18 protein-coding genes and 1 other annotated feature are annotated in these 20,866 nt (G+C 44.0%); of the genes, 15 read left to right on the top strand and 3 right to left on the bottom strand.

What is annotated here, in order from left to right; translation table 11 throughout:
• Positions 1-2 precede the first annotated feature (2 nt).
• The 4 genes from tsaB to MKX35_RS26715 all read left to right on the top strand — a co-directional run bounded on the left by tsaB (position 3) and on the right by MKX35_RS26715 (position 4,852).
• The gene (gene tsaB / locus MKX35_RS26700; protein WP_076299163.1) at positions 3-839 is read left to right on the top strand and encodes a tRNA (adenosine(37)-N6)-threonylcarbamoyltransferase complex dimerization subunit type 1 TsaB; all 837 of its coding nucleotides are present in this window, start codon (positions 3-5) and stop codon (positions 837-839) included.
• Positions 836-1,360, top strand: coding sequence for a ribosomal protein S18-alanine N-acetyltransferase (rimI, locus tag MKX35_RS26705; RefSeq protein ID WP_042185263.1), 525 nt, complete (start codon positions 836-838; stop codon positions 1,358-1,360). Before tsaB ends, rimI begins: the two co-directional genes overlap by 4 nt.
• Positions 1,357-2,406 carry a tRNA (adenosine(37)-N6)-threonylcarbamoyltransferase complex transferase subunit TsaD gene (gene tsaD / locus MKX35_RS26710; RefSeq protein ID WP_076299164.1) on the top strand — a complete coding sequence of 350 codons (1,050 nt, stop codon included), beginning with the start codon at positions 1,357-1,359 and terminating at the stop codon, positions 2,404-2,406. The genes rimI and tsaD overlap by 4 nt, the downstream gene beginning before the upstream one ends.
• Positions 2,407-2,794: 388 nt before the next feature.
• Positions 2,795-3,076, top strand: a binding site (T-box leader).
• A gap of 240 nt (positions 3,077-3,316) precedes the next feature.
• Complete coding sequence (locus tag MKX35_RS26715; protein ID WP_042185267.1) at positions 3,317-4,852, top strand: 2-isopropylmalate synthase; 1,536 nt, start codon at positions 3,317-3,319, stop codon at positions 4,850-4,852.
• Between the two features lie 406 nt (positions 4,853-5,258).
• On the opposite strand, the gene MKX35_RS26720 is transcribed toward MKX35_RS26715, so the two are convergent.
• Positions 5,259-7,199, bottom strand: a complete 1,941-nt coding sequence (locus MKX35_RS26720) for an ABC-F family ATP-binding cassette domain-containing protein (RefSeq protein WP_076299165.1) — start codon at positions 7,197-7,199, stop codon at positions 5,259-5,261.
• A 244-nt stretch (positions 7,200-7,443) separates the two neighbouring features.
• Here MKX35_RS26720 and MKX35_RS26725 point away from each other — a divergent pair, with 244 nt between their 5' ends.
• From MKX35_RS26725 to MKX35_RS26775, 11 genes are all read left to right on the top strand, one after another.
• A complete protein-coding gene (locus MKX35_RS26725) occupies positions 7,444-8,079 on the top strand; it encodes a 5-formyltetrahydrofolate cyclo-ligase (RefSeq protein ID WP_042185271.1) in 636 nt (211 codons plus the stop codon).
• A 3-nt stretch (positions 8,080-8,082) separates the two neighbouring features.
• Complete coding sequence (gene moaC, locus MKX35_RS26730; RefSeq protein WP_076299166.1) at positions 8,083-8,556, top strand: cyclic pyranopterin monophosphate synthase MoaC; 474 nt, start codon at positions 8,083-8,085, stop codon at positions 8,554-8,556.
• A gap of 79 nt (positions 8,557-8,635) precedes the next feature.
• The gene (locus MKX35_RS26735) at positions 8,636-9,121 is read left to right on the top strand and encodes a MogA/MoaB family molybdenum cofactor biosynthesis protein (protein ID WP_020429419.1); all 486 of its coding nucleotides are present in this window, start codon (positions 8,636-8,638) and stop codon (positions 9,119-9,121) included.
• Positions 9,122-9,258: 137 nt separating this feature from the next.
• Positions 9,259-9,501, top strand: coding sequence for a twin-arginine translocase TatA/TatE family subunit (locus tag MKX35_RS26740; RefSeq protein WP_042185275.1), 243 nt, complete (start codon positions 9,259-9,261; stop codon positions 9,499-9,501).
• 150 nt (positions 9,502-9,651) lie between these two features.
• The gene (gene tatC / locus MKX35_RS26745) at positions 9,652-10,419 is read left to right on the top strand and encodes a twin-arginine translocase subunit TatC (RefSeq protein ID WP_042193366.1); all 768 of its coding nucleotides are present in this window, start codon (positions 9,652-9,654) and stop codon (positions 10,417-10,419) included.
• 438 nt (positions 10,420-10,857) lie between these two features.
• A complete protein-coding gene (gene groES, locus MKX35_RS26750; RefSeq protein ID WP_036676506.1) occupies positions 10,858-11,139 on the top strand; it encodes a co-chaperone GroES in 282 nt (93 codons plus the stop codon).
• A 78-nt stretch (positions 11,140-11,217) separates the two neighbouring features.
• On the top strand, positions 11,218-12,846 hold the full coding sequence (gene groL / locus MKX35_RS26755) for a chaperonin GroEL (RefSeq protein ID WP_042185277.1): 1,629 nt from the start codon (positions 11,218-11,220) through the stop codon (positions 12,844-12,846).
• A gap of 286 nt (positions 12,847-13,132) precedes the next feature.
• Positions 13,133-14,263 (top strand): ROK family protein, encoded by a 1,131-nt coding sequence (locus MKX35_RS26760; RefSeq protein WP_076299167.1) that lies wholly within the window; start codon positions 13,133-13,135, stop codon positions 14,261-14,263.
• A gap of 20 nt (positions 14,264-14,283) precedes the next feature.
• The gene (locus MKX35_RS26765) at positions 14,284-15,006 is read left to right on the top strand and encodes a 6-phosphogluconolactonase (protein ID WP_076299168.1); all 723 of its coding nucleotides are present in this window, start codon (positions 14,284-14,286) and stop codon (positions 15,004-15,006) included.
• A gap of 14 nt (positions 15,007-15,020) precedes the next feature.
• Positions 15,021-15,932, top strand: coding sequence for an ROK family protein (locus MKX35_RS26770; protein ID WP_076299169.1), 912 nt, complete (start codon positions 15,021-15,023; stop codon positions 15,930-15,932).
• 5 nt (positions 15,933-15,937) lie between these two features.
• Positions 15,938-17,323: a family 4 glycosyl hydrolase gene (locus MKX35_RS26775; protein WP_076299170.1), complete on the top strand. Its 1,386-nt coding sequence runs from the start codon at positions 15,938-15,940 to the stop codon at positions 17,321-17,323.
• 69 nt (positions 17,324-17,392) lie between these two features.
• Here the strand turns inward: MKX35_RS26775 and MKX35_RS26780 are convergent, their stop codons facing one another.
• Together MKX35_RS26780 and MKX35_RS26785 are read right to left on the bottom strand one after the other, a co-directional pair.
• Positions 17,393-18,376, bottom strand: a complete 984-nt coding sequence (locus tag MKX35_RS26780; RefSeq protein WP_076299171.1) for a tRNA dihydrouridine synthase — start codon at positions 18,374-18,376, stop codon at positions 17,393-17,395.
• Between the two features lie 44 nt (positions 18,377-18,420).
• A complete protein-coding gene (locus MKX35_RS26785) occupies positions 18,421-20,697 on the bottom strand; it encodes an AraC family transcriptional regulator (RefSeq protein ID WP_076283936.1) in 2,277 nt (758 codons plus the stop codon).
• Positions 20,698-20,866 lie beyond the last annotated feature (169 nt).

Consider the following 20,866-nt stretch of genomic DNA (forward strand, 5'->3'; position numbering starts at 1 on the left):
ATATGACGAATCAGAATACAGAGCCGCGCAAGCGGCTTTTAGCGCTGGATACATCAACTGCAGTATTAGGCGTGGCAGTTACAGAGAATGGGGAACTACTGCATGAAATAAATGCTTCCGGAGAACGGAATCATTCGGTGCATTTACTCCCGATCATTGAGCAGGCGCTGCAAGCAACAGGAACTACTGCTGCAATGCTGGGCGGGATTTCTGTTGGTGTGGGTCCTGGATCGTATACGGGGACACGTATCGCAGTTACCGCTGCCAAAACGCTGGCATGGGCATGGGATGTCCCAGTTGTCGGTATTTCGAGTCTACATGCAGTGGCGTGGGGCGGATATCAAACAGCCCTCAAGAATAACGTGATGACCAAAGCGTCGGAACAAACTACCGAGAATAACAGCTACGGGCCTGATTGGATCATTCCACTAATGGATGCGCGCCGAGGACAGGTGTATACAGGATTATTCGCAGCTGAGGGAAATAATGCTCCTAGCCGTCTTGAACCTGATGCCATCCGCCTGATGGCAGATTGGGTGGAGTACTTAACTGAACGTTTAGGACAGGCTTCAGTCGAAGGCAATAAGCCCGCTGTTCTTTGGTTTGTTGGGGAGACTGCAGTTCATGGCAGTGAGGATTCGCTTCGTCCATTGAAGGATCTTGGTGTTCCTATTGCAGTTCCTTATGAAATGGAAGGCCGCTGGACAGGATTTCTTGGAGAAGCGCGGCTTCAGGTAGAGAAAGATGATATCCATAGCTTGATCCCTAACTATACTCAGATCTCAGAAGCGGAGGCCAATCTGCGGTTAAGCAGAGAAGGGGGCTTAAAGAAACCATGACGGAAGCGGAATCAATGATAGCTCAAGAGGCTGAACTTGTTTTTCGTTTGATGAAGCTTACGGATATTCCTGACATTCTTATCATTGAACGGGAAGCCTTCACGATGCCTTGGACAGAGGAAGCTTTTCGCAACGAGCTGACGCATAATCATTTTGCAAAATATATGGTTATGGAGCTGGCTGGTCATATTATCGGTTATGCCGGTATGTGGGCCATCGTGGATGAGGCGCATGTGACGAATATAGCCCTGCTTGAAGCCTATCGTGGACGTAAATGGGGCGAGCGTTTGCTCGAAGAGCTGATGAAGACGGCATCTTATGTGGGGATGAAGTCTATTACACTTGAGGTACGGGTATCGAACGAGGTAGCACAGAATTTATATCGTAAAAAAGGCTTTCGATCTGCTGGCACACGCAAAGGATATTATTCCGATAATCGCGAGGATGCGCTCATTATGTGGGCGGATCTGCCAGAGTACGAGGAGCATGGGAATATGGAAGGAAGCGTGGACTTGAAATGAAGACAGAAACGGGCGCAGCTCAGCCTGTACTAATACTTGCTATTGAGACGAGTTGTGATGAAACGTCGGTCGCTGTAGTCAAAGATGGCTCTGAAGTGTTATCCAATATCATCTCGAGTCAGATTGAGACACATCGCGCCTTCGGCGGCGTGGTACCAGAAGTAGCTTCCCGTAAGCATGTGGAAGTAATTACACTGGTGATAGAAGAAGCACTCGCTACAGCAGGGGTTACACCAGATCAGTTGTCGGCGGTGGCGGTTACACAAGGCCCAGGTTTGGTGGGGGCTTTACTTGTCGGGGTAGTAGCTGCCAAGAGCCTTGCCCTCGCATGGGGTAAGCCGCTAATTGGCACACATCATATTGCAGGACATATTTATGCTAACCGTTTAGTGGCAGAGTTACAGTATCCATGCATGACACTAGTGGTGTCCGGCGGACATACTGAACTGGTTCATATGGAGCGGGAGGGTGAGTTCCTAATTATCGGACGCACCCGTGATGATGCCGTAGGCGAAGCATATGATAAAGTGGCACGAGCACTAGGATTCCCTTATCCCGGTGGACCTCATGTGGATCGTCTGGCCCGCGGGGCGACTGAGGTTGTACCGTTACCAAGAGTATGGCTGGAGCCGGGTTCTTATGATTTCAGCTTCAGTGGCTTAAAGTCGGCTGTGCTGAACGTTGTGAATCAGAGCAAGATGAAGGGTCTCACGCCAGATGTCGCAGGCATTGCCCGCGGGTTCCAAGAATCTGTGGTTGAGGTGCTGGTGGAAAAAGCGGTACGCGCTGTTAAAGCTACTAGCTCCAAGCAGTTATTGCTGTGTGGAGGTGTTGCTGCTAATGCTGGCCTGCGCTCGGCTTTGATCTCACGCTGTGAAGCGGAGGGCATTGAGCTTATTATTCCACCTCCGGTATACTGCACGGATAATGCAGCTATGATTGGAGCTGCTGCATACGTGAAGTGGCAGCATGATGGCGGTACTCCGCTGGATATGGTAGCAGACCCTGGATTCTCATTGGAACAATGGTCTGTATCCGCCTATTGACATCATTTGGAGCTAACGAGTATAATCAGTTCAATTATACAAGGAAACGCGATGAGCGGAAGTAGTAAGGATACTCTGGGATAAGAGAGCTGCGGGTAGGTGCGACGCAGTCGAAGGGGACCTGAACTCGTCTGGGAGCGGAACGGTGGAAGCATTACCGGCAATTGTCGCCGGAACGTTCGTACACCGTCTACGGGTAACCTCCGTGAAAGGGTGGTCGAGTATCTAACATACTGGACCGTAGAGTGGATGTTCAATTGGAATCGGCAGTAACTTAACCGGTACAGAGCATCAACAAGAGTGGTACCGCGAAGGTTAACAGCCTGTCGTCTCTTGAATGAGATGGCAGGCTTTTTTGTATGGATTTTGAGTAGTGAGAATGTATATAATACACGCTAAGAACGGGAGTAGTAGGGAATGACGGTGAACAGAGAGCTGCGGGGTGGTGCGACGCAGTCACCGAAAGTCTTGAATCTCGCCCGGGAGCGGAGCGGCGGAAATAAGAGTACGCTGCCTACGGCTGTCCCCGTTATCGGACCTTTCCAGATATCCTGACTCCCTCAGGATGGACCGGGAAGAAGAGCTGGACGCAGCTTAACGGCTTGATTATATGAATAGCCTATGCGTCAAAAAGAGTGGTACCGCGGAGGGGTAACCCGCCGTCTCTTTATTAGAGACGGCGGGTTTTTGCGTTCTTATTGCAAGCGACTCAGGTTATGGACTCAGGCGCTATATAAGACGCCAAGAGTGAACCTTCTGCACATTCCAAATTGTGCAGAGGATTCATTCGTATCAGCTGCCGGCAGCAGTGGGTGGGGAATTTAGCAGGGCCACAAGTCGACGTGTGGATCTGCACTGAAGCATAGGTTAGGGTAAGGAATCCAATAAGAGGAAAACAGGAGGAATTCAGATGATTATTCCAGTAAAGAAACGTATACAAATTTTCGATACGACTCTGCGAGATGGTGAACAGGCTCCGGGTGCAAGTCTAACCCCAGAGCAAAAAATACTGCTGGCCTATAAGCTTGCGGATCTGGGTGTTGATGTGATGGAGCCTGGATTTCCGATATCGAGCCCTGGTGATTTTGCAGCAGTACAGACGATTTCTCGTAAGGTGCGAAATGTGGAAATTTGCGGTTTTGCACGGGCGGTTAAAGGGGATATTGACGCGGCAGTCCGGGCAACCCAAGATGCTGAACGCCGGCGGATCCACCTGTTCATCTCCTCTTCTGATATTCATTTGCAGCATCAATTGCGTATGAGCAGAGCTGAAGTCGTAGCCAAAGCCCGCGAGATGACGGCTTATGCGCGTCAATTCTCTGATGTCGTTGAATTCACGGCGATGGATGCTGCGCGAACAGGAATCGATGATCTGATTGAAATGATTGAAGCTGTTATTGAGGAAGGCGCTTCTATTATCAATCTGCCCGATACGGTCGGTTACGCATTGCCACATGAATATGGGGAAATGTTCCGACGTGTGCGGCTAGGAGCAAGAGGTGGAGAAACGGTAAGCTACAGTGCCCACTGTCACAATGATTTGGGGCTGGCTGTAGCCAACAGTCTGGCAGCAATTGATGGAGGTGCGACGCAGATCGAAGTCACTGTGAACGGAGTCGGCGAGCGTACCGGGAACTGCGCACTGGAAGAGCTTGTGATGGCGCTCGAAACCCGCGGGGATGCGATTGGAGCAGAAACAGGCATTGTGCTTGATAAGCTGTATGATACTTCGCGGCTGATCAGCGGAGCGATGCATTTTCCAATCGCCTATAACAAACCAGTCGTCGGAAGAAATGCCTTCCAGCATGAGTCAGGGATTCATCAGGATGGTTTGCTGAAGGATCGTAGCACCTATGAGATTATGGACCCAGAGCGGCTGGGTATCCCGCGTAGCATGATCATTCTGGGCAAGCATTCTGGCAGACATGCGCTGAAGGACCGGGCGGCGAAGTATGGTATTACGCTGGAGCCTGCGGAGCTGGATGCACTTTATGAATCGTTTAAAGAGACCGCTGACCGCCAAAAGGTAGTCAGTGATGACCAGTTGCTGCAAATGGTGAGCAGTACAACTGGACAGCAAGCTCAGGTCTATGAACTGGGTGAGGTTCAGGTATTGGCAGGCAGTGCCCAGCGCCGGGTAGCCGCGGTTACGGTTCGCCATTTGAAATCTGGACAGGAAACTTCTCATACTAGTACTGGAGATGGTCCGCTTGAAGCCATTATCGCTGCTATTGGGCAAGGCATCTCAGAGGACATCGATTTTGCGGGACTTGAGCTGCATTCACTTGGAAGTGGAGAGAACGCCCAGGCGGAGGCGGCTGTGATGGTAGAGTGGGAAGGTCTTAAATTTAGAGGCACAGCTACGCATCAAGATATTATCATGGCAGCAGGGATTGCCTATATTGCAGCCTGTAACGCTGCCTTGCTCTCTACACAAATCGTTTAATATACATCGACCCGCTGTCTGATTTAGAGATAGCGGGTTCTTTTTTAGCTTATGATGACAGGTTTTAGGTGGGGTTATGTCTTTTGTCAAGTTGTGGACAACGTTATCCACATATTCTCTACGAATTGTGTAAAAAGTGCGTAAAATCAGCAATGTCAGCTCTTTTTAAAATGGCCTTATAACCATTTTTGTTAGCAATGAAACCTTGTGAGAATTGTGGATAATGTGGATAATTCGGTGGATAATAATTCCTGTAATTCGAAAATACCGATTTAACGCATAAAAAAAGCCCCTAAGGGGCTTTTTTAGTAGGGAGTTATACACGAAACCTGTGCATAGAGCTGTGGATAACTCTTTATGAACAAAATAAGAAATATGAAAAAATATTTATGAAGCGGATTTTACATTATTCGTCAGCAAGGATTTCCCATTCGTTAAATAAATCGGTAAGCTGAGTTTTTTTGTTCTTCAGATCCTCTTCATGACCTTGAAGTGCTAAATAATCCTGATAAACTTCAGGTTTAGTCATTTCATTCTCTATAAAAGCGATCGACTCTTCTAGTGAGGCAATGCCTTCCTCTAGCTCAGCAATGCGCCGCTTCCGGTTACGCTCTTCACGCTTGGCTTGCTTGTCCGCTTCGAAGGAGGAAACAGCGTTTTTTTCAGGAACTGCAGCATCCTTGTTGACGTTTTTGGCGGCTAATTCGGCGGCATCTTTCGCAATCTCTTCTAATTCTCGTTTTTTCTCGATATAGTCATCGTAGTTGCCAAGGTATTGATCGATCCCCTCGGGATGAAGCTCAAGCACCCGTTCAGCCATTTTATTGAGGAAATAACGGTCATGAGAAATGAAGAGTAATGTGCCCTCGAAATCAATTAAAGCTGATTCTAAAACCTCACGACTGACTAAATCCAAATGGTTGGTTGGCTCATCTAGGATGAGCATATTTGCGCCGCGCAGCATGAGCTTTGATAATGCAACGCGTGCTTTTTCGCCGCCGCTCAGCGCGGATATCTTCTTAAGAACATCTTCACCGCTGAAGAGGAAGTTGCCAAGGATCGTACGGATTCTGGCTTCCTCAATCATTGGATATTCACTCCATAGCTCTTCCATTACTGTGTTCTTTGGATTGAGGCGGGTCTGTTCCTGATCATAATAAGCGACCTTTACCTTAGTCCCCCAATTCACAGTTCCAGTTGAAGGCTCGCGGGTTCCGGTCATACACTGCAGCAGTGTAGATTTGCCGATACCATTGGGACCGATGAGTGCAGCAGTTTCTCCCCGGCGCAGTTCGAAAGAAGCGTCCTTGAACAAAGGTGGACCATCATTAAAGGCAACCGCAACATTACGGACTTGCAGCACTTCTTTACCAGACATGAAGTCCGGCTCGAAGGAGAAGCTGGCTTTCTTCAGATCGCCCATCGGTCGATCAATACGGTCCATCTTCTCAAGCGCTTTGCGTCTGCTCTGCGCACGTTTCGTGGTAGATGCTCGCACAATATTTTTCTGAACGAAATCTTCCATTCTTGTGATTTCATCTTGCTGTTTCTCATACTGCTTCATCCGTGCTTCATATTCGGCAGCCTTCAAATCTACATATCGGCTGTAATTGCCTGTATAACGCCGAGATTGATGACGCTCGATCTCTACAATAGTAGTTACAAGCCGATCAAGGAAATAACGGTCATGAGATACGACCAGAATTCCGCCAGCATAACTGCGAAGATAATCCTCAAGCCATGTTAATGTTTCGATATCCAGATGGTTCGTCGGCTCATCCAGCATTAGAAGATCGGGAGCCTGAAGCAAAATGCGGGCTAATGCGAGTCTAGTCTTCTGGCCACCACTAAGTGTGGAGATAGGTGTATCCGGTGGGAACTCGCCGAAGCCCATGCCGTGCAGGACACTGCGGATTCGTGTATTCATTTCATAACCGCCGTGGTCCTTGAACCAATCTGATCGGCGGGCATATCTTTCGAGCAGTTCTTCGTACCGTTTTGGGTCCTCTGCCAGCTTAGGATCGGCAATGCTTACTTCCATCTCTCTTAGCTCAGCCTCGGCTTCGATCAAAGGTGCGAAAACTGCCATCATTTCTTCATGAATGGTTTTGTCAGATTGAAGTCCGCTATTTTGAGCTAAATACCCGATAGTAGTTTCTTTTGATTTATGAATTTGACCGCTGTCATAGGACATTTCACCAGCCAGAATTTGCAGAAAAGTTGATTTGCCGGCACCATTAACACCCACGAGTCCGACACGTTCCTTTTCATTTACCTGAAGGCTTATGCCGTCTAGTACGTTCTGTATACCATATGATTTTGTAATTCCTGTCGCTTGAAGAAGCATAACGATGAAACCTCCACCCTTGCATATTTCGCCTTGGCATTTATACCTCAGCCGTATGAACAACTTATTCTATAGTTTACATGAAAAGCGTTTCCCAAGCGAGAGCTCGATATATCGGAAGCAGAGAATAACGACCTGGCCCAGAAACACAGTCCTATCCACCTTGGCGAACCGGGGAGAAGAGTGGTAAACTGGATTTACAAACAAGGATAAGCTTGGGATAAATATATGGGGGTGGCCGACGATGTCAAGCAAGGAGTCGGTGATCTCCAAAGCAAAGCAACAACTAAGAACTGAGAAGACCATCGCCCGAAACGAGCTCTCCTCGGACCAGAGAAGGGAATTGTCTTTTCTGGTCTGCAAGCATGCATCAGAGTGGCTGAAGACGAAAGACATAGCCTCACTGATGGCCTATGTATCTTTCCGTTCTGAACTCGATACCAACGCGCTTCTTACACAGGCGTGGAAGGACCAGCGCAGGGTACTGCTGCCGCGTGTCATTCCGGCAAGTGGTGCAATGAGTGTCCATATGGTAAACGCTTGGAGTGAGCTTGAGCCGGGGGCGTATGGTATCCATGAACCTATTGTATCCGGCAAAGATTCACAAGAGATTGAAGTTGTTACACTACCGGATGTTGTGTTTGTTCCGGGGCTGGCTTTTGATCTTCAGGGAGGCAGGCTTGGTTACGGCCGAGGATACTATGATCGATTGCGTGCGTCATGGGAGACGGAAGAGTATGCTGCTGCGAAGCCCCCTGTCTGGATCGGGCTAGCCTTTGGTATGCAACTGGTTCCGAAAGTGCCCATGGATGAGCATGATGCCTTTATGGACATGCTGATTACTGAAAATGGCATAGTGCACTGCCGAAAAGGAGAGTGAGCCGTGGAATTGACCCATTTTAACGAGCAGGGAAGAGCTCGTATGGTGGATGTGAGCGAAAAGGAGATTACGAAGCGGACAGCTGTCGCGCGGAGTAAGATCAAGATGGCAACTGAGACGCTTAGTGCCATCAAGGAAGGCAAGATCAGTAAAGGAGACGTACTTGCCGTTGCGCAGATCGCTGGAATTATGGCGGCCAAGAAGACGTCTGACTGGATTCCGATGTGCCATCCGCTCCCACTTACCGGTATTGACATCCGCTTCTCCGATAACAGCGAAGATGAACTTTATATAGAAGCAACAGTCCATACTACCGGAAAGACCGGAGTTGAAATGGAGGCATTGACCGCTGTTTCTGCCTCAGCACTAACGGTGTACGACATGTGCAAGGCTCTTCAGAAGGACATGATTATCGGACCAACGCTCTTAGTGACTAAAAGTGGGGGCAAGAATGGAGATTACGCGCTTGAACCATGATCAGAGCTGACGTTCGATGCGCTGAAGCAAGTGGGCTGCACTGTACAGCCAATTATACATAGAGAGGGAGGACAAACCTATGGCGTGGAAAACAGCAATCCTAACGGCCAGCGATAAAGGGGCCAGGGGCGAACGGGAAGACACGAGCGCCCAGGTTATTCGGGAGCTGGTGGAAGAGGAACTTGGAGGCGAGATCGTTGAATATCGGATCGTGCCCGATGAACAAGATGAGATTATCGCAGCTTTGATAGAACTCACAGATTATTTTCAAGCAGATCTGGTATTGACTACCGGAGGTACGGATTTAGCGATACGTGATGTGACTCCAGAGGCAACCCGGCGTGTAATCGAACGGGAAGTGCCTGGACTTTCTGAGGCGATGCGAAGTACGGTGATGCAAAAAAACCGTGCGGTGATGCTGTTCCGCGGGATATGCGGCATTCGTGGACGCACGTTGATTGTCAACTTACCGGGCACACCGAAGGGTGTTCATGAGAATTTAGCAGCCATTATGGATCAACTACCTGAAGCGTTACTCATGGTAACTGGCCAATACCGCCAATAACATTGTCATATTCTTGTCACGTCACAAGGATAAACTATTTATAGAAGATAGTGGATGTAACTGTGACATAAGTTATGGTATTATTAGATTATCGTAATCGATACCATGATCGGATAGACGGACAAGGAGGAATAATAATGTTTAGTGGAATTGGTACTCCGGGTATTATCTTGTTGGTTATACTGGCACTGCTCCTCTTTGGACCGAATAAACTGCCAGAGTTAGGCCGCGCAGTTGGACGAACCTTCCGTGAATTTAAGGAAGGCGCACGTGAAATCATTGGTGATGGTGATCCGGTGAAGAAGAGCGAAGCTCCTGTGCCGACGGCCCCGCAGACGGTCGCTGCAGATATTCCTCAGGACAAACGCCTGCCGGAATAATAAATGATTTAACAATGGGGCAATCTCTCAAGTCTAATAGACTTAGGAGATGTCCCTTTTTCAATTTGGTTGCTGCTTTCTGCAGAAACGGGCACAGCTATACATAAAGTCGGTGTGGCGTTTCTATTCTTGTCATGGGATGGTGTCAGGATGTCTCTCGAATCGGAAGAAATGTCGGTGGTGGATCATCTCACCGAGCTGCGTAAACGGATTATTTATGTGCTGATTGTATTTGTTTTGGGATTGGTAGGGGGGCTGTTCTGTGCCAAGCCAATCTACGATTATTTAATTAGTACAGATCTAGCGCAAGGGTTTGTTCTGCATGCGTTCTCATTCTGGGATGGTATCGGAATGTATATGAAGATCGCAATGGCGGTTTCATTAGTCATTTCAGTTCCTTTTATTGCTTATCAGTTGTGGGCGTTTATTAGTCCGGGCTTACGACCGGAAGAGCGTAGTGCAACACTACGTTATGTACCCTATGTTTTTGTTCTTTTTCTAATCGGACTTTCTTTTGCTTATTATGTTGTATTTCCAATGGCGCTTTCGTTCACAATCTCTATCACCCGGAGTATGGGACTGGAAGAGACCTACGGAATTGCGCAATATTTCAACTTCATGTTCAGTCTGGTGCTACCTTTAGCGCTGTTGTTTGAGCTACCGCTGTTGGTGATGTTTCTGACCAAACTGAGGGTTCTTAACCCGATACGCTTGCGTAAAATGCGTCGATACGCTTATTTCACGCTTGTCTTTATTGCTGTAGTCATCACTCCTCCGGACTTCATCTCAGACTTTCTGGTGACGATTCCACTGCTTGTGTTGTATGAGTTTAGCGTATTCCTGTCCGCCTTCGTCTATCGCAAACAGCTTGCTGCGGATGCGGCAAGGGAAGCTCAGTACACCAAGAGTGAGGAATGATGATAAGAGGGCTGTCACTAAGTAGATTTTTCTACGAAAGAGACAGTTCTTTTGTTTTAAACCCCCGTTTTTTGAAATGTTCGGGCGTAGGTGGTACAGTTGAGACTACTGAAATCATACGCATATTTTCACACCCTGTGGATAGAATGTATAGAGTGTGTGCCTAGGACAACCAGTGAAACGTTATTTTTTACGAAAACAAATGCGAATTTGTGTAAAAGGACTTGAAATCCGGGCTCAAGTTGAGTATCATAAAAATTGTTGTTAGCACTACAAGCTGTCGAGTGCTAATGCTTATGGAAAATATGAGATGGACCAGATATTCATAGCGTCCAATTGATATTTTTCATAAACACCAGAGATTTTGAAGTAAGACAGGTAAGTTCTAAACTATGTTTTGAAGCAAAATAACATAATTTTAAAGGAGGCTATTTTTTCATGATCAAACCTTTAGGTGAACGCGTATTGGTGCTACCGAGCGAGCAGGAGGAAACCACTTCATTCGGGATTGTGCTTCCGGACTCCTCGAAAGAAAAGCCACAAGAAGGAACTATTATTGCAGTAGGTAGCGGAGCTTTGAAAGATGGAGTACGTGTAGCGCTCGAAGTAAAAGAAGGCGACCGTGTTCTTTTCTCTAAATATGCAGGAACAGAAATCAAATACGAAGGTAAAGAATATTTGATTATGAAAGAAAGCGACATTCACGCGATTCTTGACTAAGCGAGAGTCGATTATAAGCTAAATCTAAACTACTTAAAGTAACGTGATATACAAAAAATTCTAGGAGGTAATTACACAATGGCTAAAGAAATTAAATTTAGTGAAGAAGCACGCCGCTCTATGTTGCGCGGTGTAGATGCTTTGGCAAATGCGGTAAAAGTTACACTTGGACCAAAAGGTCGCAACGTGGTACTTGAGAAGAAATTTGGTAGCCCGCTTATCACTAACGATGGTGTAACTATCGCTAAAGAAATCGAACTTGAAGATGCATTCGAGAACATGGGTGCTCAACTGGTTAAAGAAGTTGCTACTAAGACTAACGATGTAGCCGGTGACGGTACTACAACTGCAACGGTTCTGGCACAAGCTATGATCCGTGAAGGTCTGAAGAACGTAACTGCAGGCGCTAACCCAATGGTTATTCGCAAAGGGATCGACAAAGCAGTTCGTGCAGCAGTTGAAGAATTGCAAAAAATCGCTAAGCCAATCGAAGATTCCCAAGCTATCGCTCAAGTAGCTGCTATCTCTGCTGCTGACGAAGAAGTGGGCCAATTGATTGCTGAAGCTATGGAAAAAGTAGGTAAAGACGGTGTTATCACTGTTGAAGAATCCCGTGGATTCGCTACTGAACTTGAAGTCGTAGAAGGTATGCAGTTCGACCGCGGTTACATTTCCCCGTACATGATTACTGATACGGACAAAATGGAAGCTGTTCTGGAGAACCCATACATCTTGATCACTGATAAAAAAATCAGCAGCACTCAAGAAATCCTTCCATTGCTTGAAAAAATCGTTCAACAAGCTAGACCGCTTGTTATTATCGCTGAAGATATCGAAGGCGAAGCACAAGCAATGTTGATCGTGAACAAACTGCGTGGAACATTCAACGCTGTCGCTGTTAAAGCTCCTGGCTTTGGCGACCGTCGCGAAGCTATGCTGCAAGATATCGCTGCCCTGACTGGTGGTCAAGTGATCACTGAGAAGCTCGGTCTTGATCTGAAGAGCACTTCCATTGAACAACTGGGTAACGCACGTCAAGTACGCGTAACTAAAGAAAACACAACAATCGTAGACGGAAGCGGCGACAAAGCGGACATCAATGCTCGTGTAAGCCAAATTCGTGCTCAACTGGAAGAAACAACTTCCGAGTTCGACAAAGAAAAATTGCAAGAGCGTTTGGCTAAATTGGCTGGCGGCGTAGCCGTTGTCAAAGTTGGCGCTGCAACTGAAACTGAATTGAAAGAGCGTAAACTTCGCATCGAAGACGCCCTGAACGCAACTCGCGCTGCGGTTGAAGAAGGTATCGTTTCTGGTGGTGGTACAGCTCTTGTGAACGTATATAATGCTGTTGCTGCTGTAGATGTAACAGGCGACGAGAAAACAGGTGTTAACATCGTGCTTCGCGCGCTCGAAGAACCAGTTCGTACCATTGCAGCTAACGCTGGTCAAGAAGGATCCGTTATCGTGGATCGCTTGAAAAAAGAAGCTATCGGCATCGGCTACAACGCTGCTACTGGCGAGTGGGTGAACATGTTCGAAGCAGGTATCGTTGACCCTGCTAAAGTAACTCGTTCCGCGCTTCAAAATGCTGCATCCGTAGCTGCTATGTTCTTGACTACTGAAGCAGTAATTGCTGACAAGCCAGAACCAGAAAAACCAGGTATGCCTGATATGGGCGGCATGGGTGGTATGGGCGGCATGATGTAATAAGGCTGATTAAGCCTTGAAATAGGATTGATTAGAAGCCTTTCGTGAGTTCATTGAACTCATGAGAGGCTTCTTTTTGTGGTGTATCCAAATGCACGCACTAGCTGGTGATATTAAGATAGAGAACAGATAAATTTAAGGAAGTTAAATAAATACACTTGAACGTTCACTACAGTGAATATATAATAAATTCAAGAGGTCAGTGCTGACCTGATTTTTTTGATTAATTATTTAACTTCATTTATTAATTATATTAATAATATTAATAATATAACGAGGAGGACATATGAAATCATTTTTGCCCAATGATATTAAAGATGAGAATAGAAAAATAGTCTTCGATATTTTGCTTCAATATCCTGAACTGGCGAAAGTCGAGATCACAGAAAAAACGGCAATGAGCTTTGTTACTGTAAGCAAGATAGTTACCTTTTTTGAACAGATTGGTTTATTGACCGTCACTGGTGAAAGTCGAGAAGGATCTGGCGGCTTGGGAAGAAAGCGTACGGTTTACAGATTTAATGAAAACAGCTATACGACAATCGGGATACAGATTATTGGCAACACGATTACAGCGGTACTTATTAATCTGCACGGCAAGGTCATAGATTCGTATTCGATTGAAACAGATATTCCGTTCTATAGCCAGCAGTTCACTTCGATATTTATAGAGATTGTAGAACATTTGAAGAGTAAAGCGAAGGAAACGGATAGTGTTGTATTGGGGATTGGTATTGGCGTTGATGGTGCGATCAATACAAGAAAGAAAACGATCCGGATGAGAACGCATCACAATAAAGAAAACGACTTTAAGTATGAAACGATTATTGAAACTCTCAAGAGCGAAGTGAACTTGCCCATTCTTCTGGAGAATGATGTGAACGCAGCGACTGTGGCGGAATTTCGGAATCTTGAAAACTCGGATCAAGCACTGACGAGTCTCGTTCATGTTGCTGCAGGTGATGGGGTCGGGGGCGGCTTGATTATTAACAAAGAGCTTCACCGCGGCGTTAATGCAAGTGCGGGTGAGCTGGAGTATATGTGCTTTGATTCAGAATATAAAAGGACTCCATCTTCAGTCGGTTGGCTGGAAAGCAAATTAGCTATTAAGTATTTGTTAAGCAAATATGATTTGAATTCAACGAATGACGTAGAAGCTTGCATTGATTATGTTTCGAAGAATCTGGCATTAACGATTACCAATATGATCAGCATCTTGGATATCGACCAGGTCATTATTAGCGGTAAAACGGTAGCGCTGTTTCCGGAACGTATATTGGACCGCACGAAAAGCTATGTCGAGCAATATACGGAGTGGACTCCTCAAATTTCGGTGAGTAAGTTACATCAATCAACAGCAATGGGAGCAGCTATACTTATTCTCCAGCAAGAGATGATTAATGTCATTTCGGAGTAAACAAGAAGGAAGTGAACAACATGATCAAAATCTTTGAGAATGAAGAGGAAGTAGCAAACGAAATTGCCAGAGAGATGAAAGATCATTTATTTACCGATCAGCATCCCGTGTTCTGCCTGGCTTCAGGGAGTACTCCACAAAAAAGCTATCAGAAATTTTCCAATGATGCGGACCTCCAATTGAAAATCAAGAGGCTTAACATCGTTAGCTTGGATGAGTGGGTTGGCATTGACAAAAGCTCTGAAGGAAGCTGCTATCAGATGTTGAATCAAGATCTGTTCTCGCAGATTTCACTGGATAGCAGACAGATTGTGTTTTTTGATGGAACATCGCCGGATATGAAGCAGGAATGCTTGCGAATTGATCACTTTATCGAGCAACACCCAATTACATTCAGCTTGATGGGCGTAGGTATGAATGGGCATATCGGATTAAATGAACCGGGTAGCCCAGTATTAAATTACAGCAGTGTTGTGGAGCTGTCGGAAACAACAAAGACTGTCGCTCAAAAATATTTTCATGAGCAGACTGAATTAAAGCAAGGCATTACATTAGGTTTGGAACAGATTGCAAGTAGTAAAAGAGTGGTTGTCGTCATAACTGGAGAACGCAAAGCTGAAATCGTGAAGGAGATTTTCACAAACTCTGACGCACGGCTGCCTGCTCAGCAATTGCTCGGCTATGATCATATAGATTTCTTTTTAGATGCTGCAGCCGCCAAATATATGGATCAGTCATCATAGTTGAGGAGCGTAATATGGGTAACTTCGTTATTGGTGTTGATATTGGAGGTACAAATATAAGGGTTGGATTAGTGAATGAGCACCTTGAACTTGTTCGGAAGGAGTCGGCATTAACAAGAGATTTCCAAAATGCTGACGAAATTTTCAAAACCGTCAAGGAAATGACAGCGAAAGTCGATCATGAACAGCTAGCAAGCAAGATAGGTATTGTATTGCCGATTCCTTGGAATGATCAAACACAGTTTATTCGAGATATAACCAATATCCCTTGCCTAGAGAATGTTAGTATCGAAACTATCAGGGCGTTTTTTCCGAATTATGAAGTGTTTTTTGAGAATGATGTAAACGTGATCACAGTGCTTGAATCGGATCATGGAGCTGCCAAGCCGTATAATCAATCCATTTATATAACGGTTAGTTCAGGAATTGGATGCGGTATCATACTTGATAAGAAAATTATTCAAGGGGCTCATGGATATGCGGGCGAGATCGGAAGCATGATTATTTCCGACAGCAAAAGAAACCACTCAACGTTGTATAACGGCACTTTGGAATCCCTATGCAGCGGCATTGCTCTTGAAGCGGAAAGTAAGTTTTTATATGGCATTGATGCCACGTCGGGTTTGTTGTTTGAAAGATATCATATGGGAGATCGGCAAGCAATTGAAGTGATCGACAGGTGGGTTGAGTACTTTTCCAACGCAATTGTTTCTTTGATGCAAACAATTGATCCGAATATTTTTGTTATCGGAGGAGCGGTCATTCATCACAACCAGTGGCTGATTGATAGAGTGATAGAAAGCGCTAAAAAGAAAGTCCTTCCACATTTAAAAGAGAACATTAAAATCGTGTTAACTGAATTTGGCCCTGATGCTGGAATTATTGGTGCTGGATATAACATATACAAAAAGACAAAAGGAGCTTGAAGATCATGAAAAAGTTGAAGGTTGCGTTAATCGGAGCAGGAAGTGTTTCCTTTGGACTAGGAGCACTTCAAGATCTCGTGTTATCAGAACGTTTGAGAAATCAAGTAGAACTCGAAATCGCGCTTATGGACATTGTAGAAGAAAACGTGAATAGAACATACAAGTATGCAACCGAAATGTTTACGGCATTTTCTCATCCTGCGAAGATTTGGCAAACGACGAATTTGGATGATGCATTAAGAGATGCTGATTTCTCTATCGTTGCGATTGAGGTAGAGAGATATCACTACTGGTCACAAGACTTTCACATTCCACGGCGTTATGGTAGCAAACAGCTATATGGTGAGAACGGCGGTCCAGGATCTATGTTCCATACATTGAGAAATCTAGGTCCAATGCTGGAAATTGCAAAGACGATGGAAAAGGTCTGTTCAAATGCCTGGCTAATTAACTATACGAATCCGGAAGCAAAGCTAGTGGAAGCCATTTCCAAATTAACTTCAATCAAAGTGGTGGGCTTGTGCCATGGTTTAGACATGGGTATTCATCAGCTAGCTGAATTTCTGGAGATGGATAGTAAAGATATAGCGATTGAAGGCGGCGGATTGAACCACTTTGGCTTCTTCACGAAGATATGGAACAAGAACACGGGAGAAGATTTATATCCTCTATTCCACGAGAAAGAAAAGCTAGCTAACCGTTTGGCACATTTCGATCATATTGGATTATCCAGAACGTTGTACCATACGTACGGATACTATCCTTACCCAGGTACTAACCATTGCGGTGAGTATATCTCATGGGCTGAAGATTTCTATGCTGGACTACCCTTGCAGTTCCGTTACGACCCAATGAGTGAGCAGCTGTGGAAGAAGGACTCCAGAACACCTGAATTTGTATACTGTGCAAGTGGCAGTACTTTGGATAAAGGCTTATTCGAGAATACGCTGAATCAAGAGCAGTGGTCTGAGCAGGCTTATCTATTTGATAAAGATAAGGTTCAAATCAGTAATGAATATGCAGTGCCAATTATCGAAGCGATCTTCTTCGACGATGAAATCGAGCTGAATGCTGTTAATATGCCAAACCATGGTGCGATTAAAGGACTTCCAGAGGATATGGTCGTTGAAACACAAGCGATCGTTAACAAAAACGGTATCGCATTTAAACCAATGACGGTAGAACTGCCAACTGCCATTCTCGGCATGATCCATATCCAAGGTACAATCCATAAGCTGTTACTTGAGGCGTTTGTTGAAGAGTCGAGAACAAAATTGCTGCAAGCGATTCTGCTTGATCCGCAAGCTCCAACCTATTATCAAGCTTGTGCGATGATCGATGAGATGTGTGAGCTGCAAAAAGAATTGCTGCCAAAGCTTGAGTGGAATTAGGTTATCTTTAATAAAAAAGGCCTCCGTCTGATGAAATTTAGAACTGAGGCCATTATTTTTTATTACGAATTACTCTAATTCTTTATCTAAGAAAGGTTGCACCAATCGCCGCACCTCATCGGTTGAATTCGTCTCCATCAATTGATTTCTTAGTTCGTCGGCACCATCAAATCCACGAATATAGATTTTGAAGAAGCTCCGAAGTGGATTAAATAGACGTGGTTCATGTTCTTTTGAATATTTATCGTGAAGATCTAAATGAAAAAGTAGTAAATGAAGAAGTTCCTCCACACTATGTTCTTTAGATTCTAGTTCAAAAGCGTATGGATTCTTGAAAATACCTCGGCCAATCATGACACCATCCACGCCGTATTGTTCGACTAATTTCAAGCCTGTTGCACGGTCAGGAATATCTCCGTTAATCGTTAACAACGTATTTGGAGCAATTTCATCGCGTAATTGTTTGATTTCAGGGATAAGCTCCCAGTGTGCATCTACTTTACTCATCTCTTTTTTTGTACGAAGGTGAATGGAAAGATTCGCAATATCTTGTTTGAATATATGTGTTAGCCACTCGCGCCACTCATCAATCTCAGTGTAACCTAATCTTGTTTTCACACTAACCGGCAATCCACCAACTTTTGCTGCCTGGATAATTTCTGCCGCTACTTTAGGATGTCGAATTAATCCAGCACCTTTTCCATTGGTTGCGACGTTTTTTACTGGGCATCCCATGTTAATATCGATACCACGAAAACCAAGCTTTTTCATATCCATGCACATCTGTTCAAAATACTCCGGTTTATTACCCCAAATATGAGCGACCATCGGTTGTTCATCTTCTGTGAACTTTAATCGACTAAGTACACTTTCTTTTACTTTTACTTTAGGGTGACAGTAATATTCTGTATTTGCGAATTCCGTGAAAAACACATCTGGTTTTGCAGCTGCACTAACCACGTGACGAAATACAACATCTGTGACATCTTCCATAGGTGCCAATATAAAAAACGGCTTTGGTAAATCAAGCCAAAAATTTTGTTCGTTACTCATTAAGTTCTCCTTCTTTTACAACATTTTGCCCATCATACATAGTATCATTTTTTTTCGCTTGCTGCACAAAATTGTAGAGGATCTCTTTTTTTTCTATAATCGCTCGGGGTTATACCAGTACTGTTCTTAAATAAACGATAAAAATACGAACTACTAGTAAATCCAGTTTTTTCTGCGATATCAACAATGGTACATTCAGAGGTCTTTAGTAGCTCTTTGGCTTTATTCAACCGCATTTCACTAATTATATCGGGTAGTGCTTTTGTAGTTAATTGTTTATATAACCGGCTCAAATAGATTGGAGACATCGAGAGCTCGTCTGCAATTGAATTTATGCACAGGTTGGAATTGCTATAATCTCGCTCAATAATTTGATGTACTTTTCTAATGAGATCTTCTTGTTTTGTACTTCTTTTTTCTTCGAGTTTTTCACTTATTTCTTCAAACATCTTGAAATATGGAGTGTTGATTTCTTCCATGGTTTCAACATGATTTGGTAGTAAGAACGTTGTATCGAATTCGGGTAATGTTAAAATCGCATTGTTCTTTTTTAATGTTCGCAAGACGTTATTAACAGTAAGTGCTAAATGCGATACGACAAGTTGAACAACGGTAAAAGAATATTCTGATATTTCTCCTACGATATCAATATAGATGCTCCGTGCCTTTTCCGCATTTCCTGACATCAAGGATTCAATGAACTGTTTTTCTTTGTGAACTGGAAACATATATTCTTTGGTTTTTAAGTTCATAATGTCAACCGAAAAGAGGATGCTGCCGTATCCTTTGAATAATCGATGGTAAGAAGCCTCAAGTACTTGCTTGTAGACTAAGATGCATTGCTCAATGGATTCCTTCACAGGACTAAAGGTAATCGTGATGGATAATTTTAAATGTTTGGTGATTGACAATTGCATAAGCTCTGCCATTTCAATCAGCGAATCCCGTTCCGTTATATAAAGCGGATCATGAAAGTTTAGCAAAAGTAAAAGACTATCATCCCCCATATCAATGGCTTCGACTTGAAAGATCGGTGAGGAAATTTCTGTACAAATGTTCATTATGGCATATTTGAGCAATTTTATATCTTCTTTGTATTTCTCGAGGACTGTGGGGAATTGATCGATCCTTATCAAAACAATCAGTGATTTATTATTAACCATAAGCTCTGAATTGAAGTAATGTAATTTCTGTTGTAACACCTCAGCATTATTCGTTTCTCTACCTAAAATCGTATTTCTAAGGAAATCCTGCTTGAGAATATGTTGATGGTTACGTCTTTCTGTTTCCAGGGTTTTGAACTTGCGTATGACTTTGTCAATCGGGCGATATACGCTATGGGATAAAGTTAACGAAATCAACAATCCTAAGAGAAGAATGCCAATACAGATAAATAATATTCGATACCTCATTTCATTTATTTCTTGAGTGATATTGCTATAAGGGGTAATCCGAACATATTTCCAGCCTAATGAATCGGGTGTAGTAAACGTTATTAAAGATTTAACTCCATCCACAGTGTCTACAAAATATGTAGATTCTGAAGTATCCTGAATAATTTTCTGTATATAGGTTTTATCAGATATATCAGTTAGCATCTCTTGCTTATCACTACTGGAATATAATATTCCATCCTGATTAATGATAAACGTGTTATTCTCCGAGATCTCTTTCTCCGACTGATCCATTCGCAGGCCTAACCATGATGCCGAGATATTGACAACAACAGCTGTATTTAAATCTTTATTATCATCAATGACGCTATAACATAAGTAAGTGTAGCTTGATACTGGAGTGGTCTGAACCGAACCAATGTTATAGGTTCTGGGAATCGGTTGAAAGGGACGATGTTCTTTGAATTTCATAAAAAGGTCTAGAATTCCATCATCATCCAGTTCGGACTTCGGTTGAATTCCGCTTCGTGAATTATTGGAACTAATATAGAACTGATTGGATTTCGCATTATATACATAAATGGATTCAATGAATGGTAAGGATGCGCGATAGTTATCAAGTTGTTGCTGTGCAAAAATGACATCATAGATATTCAAGTCCGCATAATACAACAACTTAGATACCGCAGAATCATAGTAAATCTGGGAGGACAGTGAGGTAACAGTCTCTGTCATAGTAGATAATTGCGTTTTAATTTGATTTAGACTATTTGAATCGGAACGATAAACTTGTTTAAGTGCGATGCTTGTAAAGTTCATATAAAGAATAGTTGAAGTTATCAAAAGGGTAATAACAACACATCCAATAGAGCCAAGGAGTATTCGGCTGTAAACTTTTTTATGCTCTTTAGACCAATGTTTTATCATTTGTTGAAACCCCTTTCATCGCTGGTCTGAGTATAAATCATCAGTCTGGTGCTTTCAATCAAATTTATAAATCCAGCAGCCGAAATTAGGTTAAATGTAGTGAATATTCACAAAAGTACAGAAATTTCATACTTCACAAATACCGAGATTACAGCAATGTGTGTCATTG

This window comes from Paenibacillus sp. FSL R5-0923 (genome assembly GCF_038009145.1).
Taxonomy (GTDB): domain Bacteria; phylum Bacillota; class Bacilli; order Paenibacillales; family Paenibacillaceae; genus Paenibacillus_AQ.

Coding starts and splice junctions, on each gene's coding strand:
- groL (WP_042185277.1), top strand. CDS start 11,218: ATGGCTAAAGAAATTAAATTTAGTGAAGAAGCACGCCGCTCTATGTTG.
- rimI (WP_042185263.1), top strand. CDS start 836: ATGACGGAAGCGGAATCAATGATAGCTCAAGAGGCTGAACTTGTTTTT.
- MKX35_RS26770 (WP_076299169.1), top strand. CDS start 15,021: ATGGGTAACTTCGTTATTGGTGTTGATATTGGAGGTACAAATATAAGG.
- MKX35_RS26725 (WP_042185271.1), top strand. CDS start 7,444: ATGTCAAGCAAGGAGTCGGTGATCTCCAAAGCAAAGCAACAACTAAGA.
- tatC (WP_042193366.1), top strand. CDS start 9,652: ATGTCTCTCGAATCGGAAGAAATGTCGGTGGTGGATCATCTCACCGAG.
- MKX35_RS26760 (WP_076299167.1), top strand. CDS start 13,133: ATGAAATCATTTTTGCCCAATGATATTAAAGATGAGAATAGAAAAATA.
- tsaB (WP_076299163.1), top strand. CDS start 3: ATGACGAATCAGAATACAGAGCCGCGCAAGCGGCTTTTAGCGCTGGAT.
- MKX35_RS26785 (WP_076283936.1), bottom strand. CDS start 20,697: ATGATAAAACATTGGTCTAAAGAGCATAAAAAAGTTTACAGCCGAATA.
- MKX35_RS26775 (WP_076299170.1), top strand. CDS start 15,938: ATGAAAAAGTTGAAGGTTGCGTTAATCGGAGCAGGAAGTGTTTCCTTT.
- MKX35_RS26765 (WP_076299168.1), top strand. CDS start 14,284: ATGATCAAAATCTTTGAGAATGAAGAGGAAGTAGCAAACGAAATTGCC.
- MKX35_RS26740 (WP_042185275.1), top strand. CDS start 9,259: ATGTTTAGTGGAATTGGTACTCCGGGTATTATCTTGTTGGTTATACTG.
- groES (WP_036676506.1), top strand. CDS start 10,858: ATGATCAAACCTTTAGGTGAACGCGTATTGGTGCTACCGAGCGAGCAG.
- MKX35_RS26720 (WP_076299165.1), bottom strand. CDS start 7,199: ATGCTTCTTCAAGCGACAGGAATTACAAAATCATATGGTATACAGAAC.
- MKX35_RS26715 (WP_042185267.1), top strand. CDS start 3,317: ATGATTATTCCAGTAAAGAAACGTATACAAATTTTCGATACGACTCTG.
- MKX35_RS26780 (WP_076299171.1), bottom strand. CDS start 18,376: ATGAGTAACGAACAAAATTTTTGGCTTGATTTACCAAAGCCGTTTTTT.
- tsaD (WP_076299164.1), top strand. CDS start 1,357: ATGAAGACAGAAACGGGCGCAGCTCAGCCTGTACTAATACTTGCTATT.
- MKX35_RS26735 (WP_020429419.1), top strand. CDS start 8,636: ATGGCGTGGAAAACAGCAATCCTAACGGCCAGCGATAAAGGGGCCAGG.